This window comes from Nitrospira marina, assembly GCF_059568365.1.
In genome coordinates, this window is sequence record NZ_JCANTH010000001.1 from 1,293,538 (window position 1) to 1,308,803 (window position 15,266).

The window sequence follows — 15,266 nt, forward strand, 5'->3', positions numbered from 1 at the left end:
TGGTCATGATGTTCATTCATAGTGGAGAGAATGGGTTTCATCAGGAGTCAAATCAGGGATGCGAAATGGAGATACGGCATGCAAGGTTCCGGGTGGAGTGAATGGTAAGTCGAATTCCCCCCACGTCCAGATCCGATTGTGTTCGATGAGAGTATTGGCGGTGAGGTAGAGACCGATCATGGAACGATAAGCGTGCGCCGCATCTATATCATCAAGGGAGGGGTGCGTGACAGGTGTCTGCAGATCCAGATCGGTATGGTTGAGCAATCCGGTATCAAACGCATACCACCAGATTCCTTGAGCATCGGCAATTCCTACCGCATCATCATACATATTGCTGAGATACGCCAGATTATCCGACGCACAGTTCCTGATGAGTTGGCAAGTCAAATCTCTTCCCATAAAAGGGGTGCGGTTCGGGGTCAGACCAGTGAGCGACAATATCGTCGGTGCGATATCTACCTGACTGCCGACGGTTGTCACGGTATGGGGCACGATCTGGAGTTGTGTTCTGAGCGCCTCATCCATCCAGATGAATAGAGGGGTCGAAAAATGTCCTGCCACCCGTTCGCCTTCCGTGAAGCCTACCGATTCATGTCGGCCGTGGTCTCCCAGGACGAAGAGTATGGTGTTGGTCAACAGCCCGTCACGTTTGAGACGGGTAAATACCTGCGAAAATTCAAGATCAAAATTTCGAAGAGCTGCCAGATAGGGATCAGGCTGATCTTTCAATGCCCGAACTTCAGGGTACCGCAAGGGAATCGTAAAAGGATGATGAGTCCCGGTTGTGAGGGCAGCAAGGAAATAGGGGTCTGGCTGCTGCTGCAATTCGGTGACTCGTTGGTACAGGACATCAAGCAATGCGCCGTCCGTGAGGCCAATGCCCATTCGCTCCGCCTCCGCGGGAAAGTCCTGACCACCGGAGATCTGCTCGATTCCATTTCTGGCTAAAAATGTACGTGAACCCGGAATATCGCTATCGATGCCCATCATCATTTCTGTCCGGTACCCGGCCTTCTGGAGCACAGAGGGAAAGCAAAGATACTCATGCGTGTTGCGAGTCTTGATGACGGCGGTTCCTTGCCTCGGAAATACTGAGCATAGGGTGGCCAGGAGGCCTCTGGTGGTTTGCACCCCATTGCTGAAAAAATGTTCAAAATACACACTGTCTTGCCGCAGGGAATCAAGAAATGGAGTGAGAGCGATTCTTGAGGGAAGGTTCGTTCCCTCCTGTGCCGGATTAGAAAGGGATAGAATCTTTCCAAGAAAACGTCGATCCAGGCCTTCAACCAACAGTACGAGGATATTCACTCGTGAGGGAAGCATGAATGGCGGGATGGTGGATTGTTCTTTGATCAGAGGATATTGAAGGGATGGCCATCGTGCCGATGGAGCGAGAATCTGATGGGTGACGGTTAATGCCTTGTTCGCACTCATGGGTCGGGAAAGCTGCGCCGGTGCCCACATCCCTTGGGATCGGATGTACTCTTGAAGCGGGCGTGAGGCAGAGAGGATTGGATTTTGAGCTAAGTTATGATAGGCCGTACTTTCAATTTGCAGGGTAAAAGCCTCTGGAAGCAAGGGACTCCATGCGGCCGCTCCAAGGGCAAATGGAACGGCAAACAGGACTGCCCGGAACTGAAAGTGAGTGGTGTGTGCGTAGGCGAATATCGAATGAGACCAGAGGCGATTCGTTCCCCAGACTCCTGTCAGGATGATCAAAGCGAGAAGGACGAAATATGGGATGAGATACCTGAGCCAATTCCCGGCTTCAGCCAATTCCGCGATGGTTTGGTTGGAGCCCTGAGATTCCGTATAGTGGCGACTGGCTTGGAAGGCTTCATCCACGTATTCAAAGAATGGGAAATTCAGGTGATGGTGAAACAAACGATAGTATGAAATGTCCACCATGGCGCTTATCAAGAACAGTGCAGCTAATAGTACGAGAGCCCACTGAAGTGTCCGTCGATAGACGGAAATCAAACATCTCGAGCCGGGAGGTCTTTCCAGAAACACGCTTACGGGTATGCCAGCTAGGGAGAGAATCATAGCCAGAAGAATTCCCGCACTGGCTGTCACGCCGTCACTGAGGCCCCCCACGAGAAGAGTTTTGCCCAAGAGACTGATGGTCGGTGGTTCTCTTACTATAACGAGAGGAAGAAGAAACCACCGTTCGGCTTGTTGGATGCCGATAAGAATTACCCCCCACCAGCACAACAGATACGAAAACGACCGGGGATGCCTGAAAAGCCGGAAAAGGGCAGGTGGGATAAGAAAACGATTCATAATTCCTGTTTCGAAAGAGTGCCGCATCATACGGGCTGAGTAGTCCGGGACGTTCGTGCGGGCGGATTCTTGGGGACAACTGTCTTCCAACTCCCATCCGTTTAGGCCTGCAAAAATGGCCGGTGTATAGTCGGCGCATTTTTGTTCGGCATTATAAATTTAGAATAAATGGTGTCGTTTGCTGGTCCATTTCGGATCAGGAGCATGACGAAGTATTCAGCATGGATTCGCTTTTTGGGGTTACCTTTCTTTCTCCAAAGCAAGCGCCAGATACATATCCGCCTTGGACGGAACAGATTCTCGCCGGAATAAATGGTGTGTATGGCTCTGCATCCTCCGGCATGGCTTGTTCTCTCAGCGGACTCTTGATGGCCTCCCGCATGTGGGAACTCCAATGTGGATCTCATCCAGAAAGCCCACATGCTGATTCCAGTATGATCAAAAGACCGGGTCTAGTCTGTTCAATATTGCTCATAATCAGCCCAGGCCAAAAAGTTCAAAAGCGGGGAATGTCGTGCGAGTCCCACCGATGGCTATAAGTGGTCTCAATTAGGAAAGATCCCACCACAACAGACGAATGTAGAAAATGAAAAAGTTTTGTATGAAAATGAAAAATTTTTGACGAAGGTTAAGATGTCTTCAGGATTGCGGCTGTCCGAGGAGAAAGCGCTGACTCTTTACTGTACAGGGTTGTGGGGAAAAAAGATGAAAGGTCCTCGAGAATCTACGCTGATTATGCAGCGGTGAGGCGTCATGGAGCCATGCTCGGCTTAACGAAGGCTGGGAAGGGCGTCAAGAAGGATTTGGGCTTTCTGATGATTGTGTTGCCAGGATTCCGATGCAGGAGATCGAGGAGATTCATCTATTATGTGACGCAGTTCTTCCCGTGCAGCACGATGGTTCTGCCTTTTGATAGAGGTTTTAGCCAAATCCAGTCTCGCTCGTATGTAATCGGGGCGGAGGCCATGACGCCTTCGATTTGTGCAGAACTTCCCAGGTTCGCCGCGGATAAATAATGGGCTTCCGCATTGTCTTTTTCTCTTTCAAGGGTTCGTCGGGCCAGACGTGCACCCTCATCAAATGCTTATGGATTGCGAAAAGCTCCATCCCAAAGATCTTGGGCTGCACAGCACTGGCCGAGGCGACCCAGTCGGCACGTATATGAAATAAAAGCGTATCAGCTTTTCTAAAGAAATTTTCGACATTGTAGGCTTCCACAGGTACAGGGCAGTTTCCCGTTATGGTGTGAGTCGCCATAGTCGAGCGTGAGTTCGGTCCCGGCCTTGATCGGGTGTAAGGCATAAAACTCTGCCCGTTCACCTATTATGCGCATAAAGGTATTGGGTCTGCAGGAATGGTTGATAAATCGGAATCCTGTTATCTCTTCTGCCCCATCGATCGACTTTCCATTATTCACTTCGACAATGGCAATCCACTTTTGTATTTTCGCGCGCCTTCGTCCTTCTCTTTGCGAAATGCGTTCCCCTTCATACTCTCCAATTTTTTGTCTGTGTCGCAATGGCACTTTGGTGAATAGGCCGCGACCCTCAATGACACTGGGCTTGACTTCCATCGGAACGGGCCATCTGGTTTTGCGGGCCGAAGTTCGATTAGTTGGAGGCATTCGAAGAGGAGAGTAAGAAGCAATACGTTGCTTATTTATAGTGAATCGGATTTTAGAGAACTGTACAAAATGGGAAGTTGACGAGACAAGGATGAAGGAGAGATGGAGGGAAAGGAGATGGCACGTGTTTTCCGGCGAAGTTCATTCACTCGATCGGACGAACCGGAAGGAGGCCTGATCATTCTCGAAAACAGCGGCGAGTGCACAGGGGATGTCTCAAAGTTAATCACCGCCCAGGAAAGCATCCTCGTCATGTTCCGGCATGAGATCCTCTTCTTCTTCGATGCCTAATCCGCCCTGAAACGATTCCCGGATGGCGACCACGTGTTGATGTGAGGGAGTGCCTTCAATTTGCTTCCCGAATCGATCGAGGAACCGATCGCAGAGGTCCAGCCCAAGTTGAAAATATCGGGGCAGGGGGCCTTCGGTGACTTGCTGCCAGGTAATGTAAATGAGGAACTCCTGCAGGTATCGAGCCTGTGGAAGCTGTGCGCCCAATTCCTGAAGGGTATCAAATGCGCGCTTGGCTTGTGGCCCTTGATCGGTGGAAAATAATGCTTCCGTTTCTAAAATGTCCGATTCAAGATCCCCAAGTTCCCCTTGTTCCTCAGCTTGTTGAAGAGCTTGCAGTGCAGCGATGGCTGGATCAAAATTCATGGGAAATGCCTTTGTCTGAATATGAGATATCCGAACCTCGAGGGAGTGTAGCAGATCTCTGACAAGTTTGCGTATCCAAAATCGGGCAAGTCACAAACGACATCTTTATAGGAGCAAGACTTTCTATCCGGAGCGTAATGGCGTCCGGTAGGGTGCCATTTGATGAGGGAAGGAGCTCAATGGTGGATGCACAACCCGGTCAACACTATCAGTCGTGGGAGGCGTTCTGCGGAGCCCGGCTGGAGTATGTGAGGGCATTGGCTGAGACAGTGGAACAGAGTTTTCTCCGGCGGGACACGACTCATCCGAGTTTCTGTGGGTGTATCGATTGGCATTCCAGTGTTCATGGCGCCTACGCGTTATTAACGGCTTCGCGGCTGACGAGTGAACCCCGGTGGGTCAGGGTTGTGGATGCTGCACTGGCACCTGATTGCCTGGAAGGCGAGTTAGCTGCGCTCAAACGAGGCGAATTGGATCATGAGTTGCCCTATGGTTTTGCATGGCTTCTCAAGCTTGCGCAGGAGCGTGAACAAGGCTGTGGGAAAAATGAGCTCCAACCGTTGGCCACGGAGATCGCATTGCGTGTGGGACGCTGGCTCTTTTCCTTGTCGAATGAGGATCTTGCGAAACATGCGCAACGTCGCGAATACGGAAATCTTTCCTGGCCGCTGGTGAATCTCTGGCATTGGGGAAAATGGAAGCAGGATTCTGATTTGCTGAAAGAGCTGGCAAATTTTACGCGGATTCGCCTGTTGCCGCTAAATCAGGAATGTCCTCCTTCCCTTGACCAGGTTACGGATGAATTTTTTCCAGCGGCGCTCCAGCGATGCCGGGCACTGCTCACGATCCTTCCACCTGAAGACTCTGGGAAATGGCTGGCATCCCATACCCAGGAAATCGGACGACTCGCTCCTCTGAGCACTTTCCCCACGGTTCATTCAGCAGGCCTGAACTTCAGCCGGAGCTGGGGCCTGTGGACCGTGTATCAGCATACGAAGGATCCGGTCTTCCGCGATCTGTACGTGAACCATATTGCGACACATATGCACATGCCCCAGTATTGGCGGGATGATTACCGAAAGCACGGACATTGGGTGCCCCAATTCGGTATTTATGCGATTGCGTTAAGTTTCGATGAGGTGCCGTTCTAACACTGCAGACCTCTCTTATTATCAGGAAAACTGTGATTATCCGCCGACACCAATTTTGGCCAGAGCCGATTCAGGAGAAATAAGGTTTCGTTGTAATCCGAGGCTCTTGGCATCCAACCCCATGGCAAGGCCTAGTAGTTGCGGAAGATGGAGAATCGGGAGATCGATAGAAGTCTGTTCCTGGTTGGCGGCTTTGGACTGCATGCCGTCGAGGTTGAGATGGCAGAGCGGACAGGGGGTAACCATAATATCGGCTCCGTGTGATTTTGCATCCCGCGTATGCGTGGCGACCATCGTGAGCGAGTTTTTTTCATTAATGGTCAAAATGGGAAACCCGCAACATCGGGTTTTCCCAGGAAAGTCCACCACCTCCGCTCCTAATATTTGGATGATCCGTTCAAGGGACTTTCCCCGATCAGGATGCCGGTCGAATTCCAGCGCATTGGTCGGCCGTTGAATATAGCACCCATAAAACGGCGCGGCACGAAGCCCCGATAAGGGACGGGTAATGTGGCGTCGCAAAGTTTCCTCCCCCACGTCTTCCAGGAGAATCCACAAAAAATGTTTGATCGTGGTGGTTCCCCGATAGGTTAATCCTTCGTCTCGGAGGAAGTCGTTAATTTCCTGAAGATAATGTGGTTGAGTCGTGAGACGATGGTTGGCTTGGCTCATCACCCCTTGGCAGGTACTACAGATGGTCATGATGGGGAGGCCTTGTTGTTCGGCCAGCGCAAAGGTGCGGGCATTCAGCGCATCGCCAAGCCGCAGGTCTTTTTCCTGCAACACACCCGCACCGGTACAAGAGGCGGTCGTCATTTCCGCAAGTTCGATTCCCAATTTGGGATAGACCTGCATGACGGATTGGTACAATTCCGGGCAGGCACCCTTTGAAACGCAACCGGGGAAAAAGGCATATTTCATCGCTGTCCTCCTTGCGTTTTTCTCGCGATATCAGGGAGGAAAGGTTTGTTCCCAGAACGACATAAGATGGTTTTGGCAGATGTCATCGTTTAATCCTGACCTCTTTAAAGAGCCGTTGGATATGGTGGATTCCAGGAATCGGCCGGTGAAGGGGACCCGAGAGGGGGACTTTGCCTTTGAAGACCGATTGAACAACCATGGGGATCATACCGAGTAATCGGCCAATATTTTTAAGGCCGAAGGTTCTGATCGCCAGCATGGGTTCGTCAAGAATCCCTTTGTGTTTGATGATGTCCGAAAAGACCTCGGCATGTCGGGAGCCACAGGTGGCAGGAACTTTTTCTGCCAGACCTTTTGCCCGCAACGCCATGATTCGGTCCATTGGGCCTACCCCTTTGGGGCAGACCTGAATACATTCCATGCATCGGGTACAATCCCACATACCCCCCGCCTGATTAAGGGAATTCAGTCGTTGGGAAGTAGCCGCATCCCGCGGGTCGGCGACAAACCGATAGGCTTTCGCCAGGGCAGCAGGCCCGACGAACGTCTTATCGACATCCAACACCGTGCAGTCGGAGACGCAGGCGCCACACATGATACAGCTCATGACTCCGGAGAGGTGGCTCATGGACTCCGGGGAGGCAGTGTATTCAGCGGTGGGAGGCGGCCCTTCCGGTTGGAGCCACGGCTGAATCTGTCGAATCTTTGACCAGAACGGCGCCATATCCGTGACCAGATCTTTAATGACCGGCATGTTATTCATGGGTTCAACCTGGATCGTCCCTCCTTCCGAGGCGACCGAGATCATCTTGGTTTTGCAGGCCAGTGTGGCGTGCCCGTTGATGCGCATGCCGCAGGACCCGCAAATGGCTCCGCGGCAGGAACAACGAAGTGTTAAGGAATCATCGATGGTTTCCCGGATTTTAATGAGTCCATCGAGGACACTGTCGGAAGGATCAATATCCAGATCATATTCCTGATAGTACGAGGAGGGACGATCGTGTTCCGGATTAAATCGGCGTATGCGAAGAGTGGTGTGCATCAGTGGGGATGATTCCTCGGCTTATGTGTACAGTATACCTCCTTTAAGCCGTTACCGGGTGGCTTGGCAACTCTAAGACGGTTCCGAAAAGACCATAATGGGGCATTTGACTTCATTAATAGACGCGAATTTGAGGTTGCCATTGGGTGATTCGCACCGGTAGATAGTCGACGTGTGGAGGAGCCTCGGGTCTATGATACAACAACACATGTTTGAGCCAGTGTTCGTCGTCCCGATCAAGATAATCCGTCCGGAAATGTGCCCCACGGCTTTCCTGTCTGGTGAGCGCGCCCACAATGATGGCTTCCGCACAGTCCAACATAAACCCCAGTTCCAGTGCCGCGATCAATCCGGTATTAAACACCTGCCCTTTATCCTGGATGGTGAGGTCGGGCCAACGTGCTTTTAATTGAGTGATTTGGTGGAGGGCGGTCTCCATGCCTTCCTCTTCACGAAAGACCGACACATGACGGTTCATGGTGGTGCCCATCTCCAGGCGCATTGCAGCCGCGCGTTCTCCCGGTCCTTTCCGTGACACGATGCCGGCCACCAGGTGTTTGTCTGCGTCCATCGCGCTGTCTGGAATGGTGGGAGAAGGGATCGTGCTGGCATACTCTGCGGCACATGTTCCAGCCCGCCGACCAAATACCACGGTGTCCAATAGTGAGTTCGCGCCCAGCCTGTTGCCGCCATGCAAGCTCACGCAAGCAGTTTCTCCCGCAGCGAAGAGGCCTGGCACGCCGGCCCATTGGCCCTGGACATCCCAACATCGGCCTTCGGTATCGGTTTTGATGCCCCCCATTTGGTAGTGCATGCCCGGTCGAATGGGTAACGGCTCTTCGGCCAAATCAATATTGGCAAACGTTTTGGCTTCGGCATAGATCTGTCCGAGACGATCCTGAAGAAAAGCCCTTCCCAAGTGACGGCAGTCAAGCAAGACGCAGCCTTTGATGCCACGTCCTTCATTAATTTCAATTTGTTCCGCACGGGAGACGACATCACGCGAAGCCAGCTCAAGCATGTTGGGCGCATAGCGTTCCATAAAGCGCTCCCCCTTGCTGTTGAGAAGGTAGGCCCCTTCTCCTCTGGCGGCTTCTGTTATCAACAGGCCCTTCCCCTTCAGCGTCGTCGGGTGATATTGCACCATTTCCATATCCATTAATGGAGCCCCGGCCCGGTAGGCCACAGCCATGCCATCACCCGTACAAATCAAGGCATTGGTACTGGGTTCGTACACCCGGCCTAAGCCGCCTGTGGCCATGATCACGGCTTTGGCTCGAAATAGCGCAAATGTTCCTGTACGAATTTCAAAGGCCACCACCCCGGCACACCGTCCCTGGTCGTCTTTCACCAGGGAAGTCGCAAACCATTCTTCATAGACGGGAATTTTTGCCTGCAAAGTTTGTTCATACAGCACGTGAAGCAGCGCCTGCCCGGTAAAGTCGGACACAAAAAAAGTTCGTGCCCGTTTTTGTCCACCGAATCGGCGCGTCCCGAGGTGGCCTTCCTCGTTTCGGTTAAAGATAACCCCCATATGCTCCAAGGCGATAATATCCTGGCCGGCTTCTTGAGCGAGGACCTCAACGGCGTCCTGGTCGCCTAGATAATCACTGCCTTTTACCGTTTCAAAGGCATGGTCTTCCCAGTGGTCTCCCCGGTCGGTCAGGGCCGCGTTAATGCCGCCTTGCGCGGCATTGGAATGACTGCGTACAGGATGGACTTTCGTCATGATGGCCACGGAAGCCCCTTGGGTATGCGCGGCAATAGCCGCCCGCATTCCCGCCAGCCCGGCACCAATGATGAGCACATCATAAGAATAGGGGGCGTTCATTATCCTCAACCAAAAGCACAAAAATTCTCACAGCGATGACGCCGGCCGGGTTTGTGACCTGATTAACGGGTTTCACGCGTTTCCACTGATTGATAAGAACGATGGCGGGGGCCCTCATAAATCTGGTCAGGCCGGAACAAGTGATTATCCTGATATTGTTCAAAACAGTGCGCTAACCACCCTGCCACCCTGGCCATCGCAAAGACCGGAGTGAATAAATCAGTATCGATGCCCATTCGATGGTAAATAATCCCGGAGTAAAAATCCACGTTGGGCCGTATACCTTTTGGTCCCACACGTTTTTCCATTTCCTGCTCAACCGCCCTGGCCAGAGTGAATAAGGAATTGCCATCCGGTCGGGTATCCAATTCTTGGGCGAATTCTTGTAACACAGTGGCGCGTGGGTCTTTGACCTTATAAATCCGATGCCCGAACCCCATAATTTTTTCCTTTAATGAAAACTTCTGATCCAGGTATGCAGGAATAGCCTCAACGGTTCCTATATCCTCCAGCATGTGAATGACCGCCTCATTGGCGCCGCCATGTAATGGGCCTTCTAGGGTGCCAATGGCGGAGGCGATTACCGTAAACGGATCGGCCAGTGTAGAAGCCGTCACCAGTCCGCTAAATGTCGAGGCGTTCATGGTGTGTTCGGCATGGAGAATCAAACAGATATCAAACATCCTGGCAATGTCGGGAGCAGGAACTTTCTCGGTGAGCATGTACAAAAAGTTTTCGGCGAAGGAAAGGTCGTCACGCGGTTGGATTTGCTCATCACCATGACGCAGGCGGGCAAACGCCGCGACGATGGTGGGGAGTTTGGCGATGAGCCGGACAGCGGTCCAATACCGGGTGGCATCATCCCGGACATCCGGCACCGGATAAAACATGCCCAGGGCGGCCACTGCCGCTTGAAGGGCATCCATCGGGTGTCCATGCTCCGGGAGGCATTTTAGGAGATCGGTGATGCGATATTTGATCCGGCGATGGTGAGTAAGGTCCTCGTGAAACCGGGAGAGTTCTGCTTGGGTTGGAAGCCGGTTGAATAATAATAAAAACGCCGTTTCGGTGAAGGAGCTTCGGGTTGCAAGTTCCTCAATCGGGATTCCGCGGTATTCTAGAATCCCCTGAATTCCATCGACATAACTGATTGTTGATTTCGCAGCAGGAACCCCCGCTAGGCCTGGCAAAAAATCTTCCATGTCACCTTCTCTTTCTCCTAGAGGTCATCTCCGATAATGGCTTATGATCCCAGTATACCTTGCTTATGATCTTCCCCCCAACTTTCCTTATGAATTTGGTATAGTTAATTTGGGAAAATAAAATGAAATCAGGTGTTGACTGCGAAAGAGACATTAATCATTGGTTTCGGAAGCATGTAATTTTACTGTCAAGGAAGGGGATTTGAGTATGCAGGGTTTTAAATTCTTCATGGTCGTCGTAGGGATGGTGACACTTGTCATGGGGGGAACAGAATCCTTGGTAAAAGCCGACGGGAGTGCTCATCATGCGGGAATGGGATATGGCGAAAGTGATCATGAAGGAATGGAGCATCATGGTGGTCTTTCTCCATTAGACATGAAAGAAGAATTGGGTCTTTCTGAGGATCAGGTGACCCGGCTCCGCCCGCTTGAATTGGACTATCGGAAGACCATGATTCAGAATAGGGCCGATTTACGGGTGGCCATGGTGGATTTGGGGATGTTCACGGATTCGAAGAAAACGGACATGGCTGCGATTGCCGGCAAGGTCGATGAAATTAGCCTGTTGCGAAAAAAGATGATGATGTATCGTGTGGAGGTCCTTCTGCAAGTCAAAGAGGTGTTGTCTCCTGAGCAGTATGAGCAATTCCGATTACAGTTGCGTTCACAAATGGAGGGTAAGGCCCATCATGGAGGGTAAAAACAAGAAGGGGAGGAATACCAAGCCGAGTACCCAGATAAATCTTCATGGTGGTGGGATAGACAAGAACCACCCCTGATCATAAAAAGTTCCTCTTGAGATGATTTCTTTCGTTTTTTTGTGGACCTGACAGGACGTCGTGAGGTTTGGGCGCATCACGCGTCCAGATCAAGCCATCCTTCATAAGGGCCCCTTCTTCATCAACAGGAGGAGGGGCTCGTCGTGTTTCATGTATCTGCCCATCTGCATTTATCTCCCTACAGGGTTACTGGTGAAGTTGTAGGGGATTGCCTGCACATCCTCATGTGAATCCTGTTGCGGTTTTCCACAGGAGGAATCTAACCACTTGATGTTGTTCATGAAAAAAAATACGTCATGGTAGGGAATGAGCCTTGCAATATCTATTTAATGAAACACGATAAGGTCCTCAGTCGCATGTATTTGTCGTGGAGGGAGGTTGAAATGAAACCATTAACTAAACTTTGTATCTTGATGTTGGTGATGGGTGGTTTCCAGGGTGTTCTCTCGGGGCTTGCCATGGAGGGAGAACAAATGTCTCAAGTACCTCAAGTTCGGCAGCAATTACAGACGAATTCGCCGACTTCGACTTCACGGTATGTCAATGTGGAAGGGACCCTTCAGGCTATTCAGGGAGACCTGTTTATCATTGAAGGGGCGTCAGCCGAAAAACAGATTAAAATCCAGGTGGGGAAAGATACCGCCTTTCCCAATGGGCAAAAAGAACTCGGGCAACCCGTAAATGCCCTGGTCTCCGCCCAGGATGGACATGCGTTGATCATTCGATAACAGGAAGGGCAGAAATCCGTCGCCTGAAACTGTAAAATAAAATTTTATGGGAAGAAGGTATGGCGGAAGGAGATAAAAGGAAGAAACCACGATGTCATGAATGCGGGAAGGATGGACATTTCAGAATTGTTCACTTTGTCACTTGGGGGAGATACGGTGTGTGATTCGGAGTGTTCGTCCTTCCGCTAATATTAATCAATTTAGGTGCATACTAGCAAATTATTGGAGAGAAGGCCAATGATGAAATGTGAAACCTGCTGTCAAGAGTATACGCAATTTGATTTCGTCACTCTGCGAAACCTCTGCGAACATGTGTATTTGGATTCCCTCGCCCAAAAGCAGAACTCCTCTTATTCCAAGTCAGACAAGCCTGTTTCCCGATTAGATCTTCACCAACCGGTCTGACCAAGGGTTTGCGGCCCCGCTGATCAGGTGGCTTGGGACATACAGAGGGATTGAGTTTCAGGTAACAGTTTGTCTGTGAGTTTGCTCTTCTGCATGGTAAGAACTCCTGACGAGGGGTCCGGACTCTACGTGCTGAAAACCTAATGCCGTTCCCTCCTGTTTGAATTCTTCAAATTCCTCCGGACTATAGTATCGAGAAACCGGTGCATGCTGAAGAGTCGGCTGAAGGTATTGGCCGATGGTGAGAATGTCACAATCCACTTTTCGAAGATCCTGCATCACCTGCCGAATTTCTTCATTGGATTCCCCTAATCCTGCCATTAGCCCGGATTTGGTTCGCCCTCCCATGGTTTTAGCCCAATCAAGAACCTGAAGCGAGCGTTGATATTTTCCCTGTGGACGGATGGAAGGGAAGAGGCGAGGGACGCTTTCAATGTTATGGTTCAAAATATCCGGCTTGGCCTGCATGACTATTTCCAGATCAGTCTGATGCCCCTGAAAGTCCGGGATCAAGACTTCGACGGTGCATGCGGGATTTTCATGTCGGATTCGTTGAATAGTCTCGGCAAACAGTGCAGCTCCTCCATCGGGGAGATCGTCTCGATTGACCGATGTCACCACCGCATGCCGCAGTTTAAGGAGCTTGACGGCATCTGCCACGCGCTGAGGCTCTTCTTGGTCGACTGCGGACGGGCGTCCAGTGGTCACCGAGCAGTAATGACAACGCCTGGTACAAATATCTCCAAGGATAAGGAACGTTGCCGTCCGATTATTCCAACATTCCCATATATTCGGACATCGTGCCTCTTCACAAATAGTATGCAGGCGGTGCGTATTCATCAGTTGACGGATTTCCTGGTAGTGGGGACCCGGCCGGAAACGGACTTTAAACCAGGAAGGGAGGTTTCTCCTGCGTGAGGTCTTTCCGGAAGAAGAGACGGGAGTGATTTCTGAAGTAGGAATAAATGTCATATATGTCTTCGATTGTATAGGGACCTGACAAGGTGTTTTGAAATGGCATCGAGGGAACCAAGCACCTCATACCCATGGCCTATTCTAACACGTGAATATAGGGATGCCTATTTTCTCGAAAAGATCTGCCCGAGCCTCAAGGAGCGAGGGGATTCTAGTAAGCGATGAGGGCTGCAGGTGGCGAATGTGAGCCTATGGGCGGTTTTATCAGCCTGTCATGCGGGCTCATCAATCATAGGAGAGAAGTGGTTGGCCCAATCAATGGCTTTCACATAGAAATCCCGAATCGTGCCAGGAGAGAGTTGGAGTGTTTTGAGTTGCAACCATTCCCCCTTTTCGTAGGCTTTCACGTTACTCAACGCGGCTCCCATTGTTCCCTTCTCAAGTATTAAGGCTTCAAGAATATCCTCCGGGAGCGGAAGGTTCCCCACAAGTTTTTCCATAGAAGATCCGTACAGGGCTTCTAAGACCGACAGAAGGCCCATGGTGAAATACTTTTCTGGAGAATCGGCGCCGAGCTGCTGTCCTAAGCTCTCACACATTTTTGCTCGCACCAAGGCAATCACCAGCATTTCCATCGGCCGGTTCTTTCCAATGGCCATTACAATGAGGGAGGCCCAAGTGCGTATCCGGTCGAGGCCTACCATACAGGCAGCTTGCTCAATGGATTCCACCCGCCTGGGAAGTCCGACGGAAGCCGAATTCACGTATCGAAGAATCTTGTAACTCAACGACAGATCATTTCGGATACACTCGACCAGATTTTCAAAGGAGATATTCGGATCCTGAATTTTTCCTAATAATTCCAGGAGGGCTACACGATTCGCGGGGATTTTGTGCCCGCGAATAATATCAGGGCGATAAAAAAAGAATCCTTGAAAATAGAAAATGCCAAGTTGTTTGCAGGTCTCAAAGGTCTCCCGTGTCTCCACTTTTTCGGCGAGGAGGCGTGCACGGTAATTCCGGAGCTGGTGGGTCTCATGTTGTAATTGTTCAGAGCTTTTACCTAAGACATCGATTTTTACGATATCAGCCAATTCCAGAAACGGTCGAAAGCGATTATGGAAGACAAAATCATCCAGAGCAATGGTATAGCCCTGCTGAGAGAGGGAGGTCATGGCCTCAATGACTTCTTGGGTGGGTTCCACCGTCTCCAATATCTCCAAGACTACGCGGTGTTTCGGGAGCGCCTCACAATGTCTGTCTAATAAAAATTGTTTGGGAATATTCAAAAAGGCCAAGTGGGTTCCCACCACATGTTCCAGACCAATATCGAGGTAGGTATTTAAGAGGACCTGGGCCGTGGCAAGTGCTTCATCATGGATGTTCGCGGAGTCGGATTCACAATCTCGATACAGCACCTCATAGCCAATGGTCTTCAGATTCGGGCCTAAAATGGGCTGGCGACCGACGAAGATATTTCCATAGTTGGCAACGCCGGTGTTCATGACTACGGGCGAAGATTAGCGGTGTTATTTTGTCTAGAGGGAAGGGGCATGCCCATGCCTGTGGTGAGACCGATTATTCTCATCTGAGATTTCCACTCTGGTAGTGGTTTCCTTTCATTATTGTCGGTCGTTCACAGGCATGAATTAAGAAATCAATAAAATGCACTGAAGTCAGCAAAAGGAAAGGAAGTCGTTGGCCGGGATCTGGAAATTCCCGTTT

The 15,266-nt window shown here is 50.9% G+C and carries 13 protein-coding genes; 4 read left to right on the forward strand and 9 right to left on the reverse strand.

Going from position 1 to position 15,266, the window contains the following annotated elements; translation table 11 throughout:
* Positions 1–12: 12 nt before the first annotated feature.
* The 3 genes from LX98_RS05355 to LX98_RS05365 all read right to left on the reverse strand — a co-directional run bounded on the left by LX98_RS05355 (position 13) and on the right by LX98_RS05365 (position 4,567).
* The gene (locus LX98_RS05355) at positions 13–2,286 is read right to left on the reverse strand and encodes a sulfatase-like hydrolase/transferase (protein ID WP_496427912.1); all 2,274 of its coding nucleotides are present in this window, start codon (positions 2,284–2,286) and stop codon (positions 13–15) included.
* A gap of 1,186 nt (positions 2,287–3,472) precedes the next feature.
* Complete coding sequence (locus tag LX98_RS05360; RefSeq protein WP_496427913.1) at positions 3,473–3,859, reverse strand: SET domain-containing protein-lysine N-methyltransferase; 387 nt, start codon at positions 3,857–3,859, stop codon at positions 3,473–3,475.
* Between the two features lie 273 nt (positions 3,860–4,132).
* Positions 4,133–4,567, reverse strand: coding sequence for a hypothetical protein (locus LX98_RS05365; RefSeq protein WP_496427914.1), 435 nt, complete (start codon positions 4,565–4,567; stop codon positions 4,133–4,135).
* A 179-nt stretch (positions 4,568–4,746) separates the two neighbouring features.
* On the opposite strand from LX98_RS05365, the gene LX98_RS05370 reads away from it, so the two are divergent.
* Positions 4,747–5,718 (forward strand): DUF2891 family protein, encoded by a 972-nt coding sequence (locus LX98_RS05370; RefSeq protein ID WP_496427915.1) that lies wholly within the window; start codon positions 4,747–4,749, stop codon positions 5,716–5,718.
* Between the two features lie 36 nt (positions 5,719–5,754).
* Here the strand turns inward: LX98_RS05370 and LX98_RS05375 are convergent, their stop codons facing one another.
* The 4 genes from LX98_RS05375 to LX98_RS05390 all read right to left on the reverse strand — a co-directional run bounded on the left by LX98_RS05375 (position 5,755) and on the right by LX98_RS05390 (position 10,714).
* Positions 5,755–6,639: a heterodisulfide reductase-related iron-sulfur binding cluster gene (locus LX98_RS05375; RefSeq protein ID WP_496427916.1), complete on the reverse strand. Its 885-nt coding sequence runs from the start codon at positions 6,637–6,639 to the stop codon at positions 5,755–5,757.
* An 82-nt stretch (positions 6,640–6,721) separates the two neighbouring features.
* On the reverse strand, positions 6,722–7,681 hold the full coding sequence (locus tag LX98_RS05380) for a succinate dehydrogenase iron-sulfur subunit (RefSeq protein ID WP_496427917.1): 960 nt from the start codon (positions 7,679–7,681) through the stop codon (positions 6,722–6,724).
* A 115-nt stretch (positions 7,682–7,796) separates the two neighbouring features.
* Positions 7,797–9,512 carry an FAD-binding protein gene (locus LX98_RS05385; RefSeq protein WP_496427918.1) on the reverse strand — a complete coding sequence of 572 codons (1,716 nt, stop codon included), beginning with the start codon at positions 9,510–9,512 and terminating at the stop codon, positions 7,797–7,799.
* 62 nt (positions 9,513–9,574) lie between these two features.
* Positions 9,575–10,714, reverse strand: a complete 1,140-nt coding sequence (locus tag LX98_RS05390; protein ID WP_496427919.1) for a citrate synthase — start codon at positions 10,712–10,714, stop codon at positions 9,575–9,577.
* Between the two features lie 208 nt (positions 10,715–10,922).
* Between LX98_RS05390 and LX98_RS05395 the strand changes: the two genes are divergently transcribed.
* The 3 genes from LX98_RS05395 (at position 10,923) to LX98_RS05405 (ending at position 12,626) form a co-directional block, all read left to right on the forward strand.
* Positions 10,923–11,414 carry a DUF4890 domain-containing protein gene (locus tag LX98_RS05395; RefSeq protein ID WP_496427920.1) on the forward strand — a complete coding sequence of 164 codons (492 nt, stop codon included), beginning with the start codon at positions 10,923–10,925 and terminating at the stop codon, positions 11,412–11,414.
* A gap of 462 nt (positions 11,415–11,876) precedes the next feature.
* Complete coding sequence (locus LX98_RS05400) at positions 11,877–12,221, forward strand: hypothetical protein (RefSeq protein WP_496427921.1); 345 nt, start codon at positions 11,877–11,879, stop codon at positions 12,219–12,221.
* Between the two features lie 237 nt (positions 12,222–12,458).
* Positions 12,459–12,626, forward strand: coding sequence for a hypothetical protein (locus LX98_RS05405; protein ID WP_496427922.1), 168 nt, complete (start codon positions 12,459–12,461; stop codon positions 12,624–12,626).
* Between the two features lie 57 nt (positions 12,627–12,683).
* Here the strand turns inward: LX98_RS05405 and lipA are convergent, their stop codons facing one another.
* Entirely contained in the window at positions 12,684–13,598 is a 915-nt protein-coding gene (gene lipA, locus LX98_RS05410; protein ID WP_496427923.1) for a lipoyl synthase, read from the reverse strand.
* A gap of 215 nt (positions 13,599–13,813) precedes the next feature.
* Entirely contained in the window at positions 13,814–15,046 is a 1,233-nt protein-coding gene (locus tag LX98_RS05415; RefSeq protein ID WP_496427924.1) for an HDOD domain-containing protein, read from the reverse strand.
* Positions 15,047–15,266: the final 220 nt, after the last annotated feature.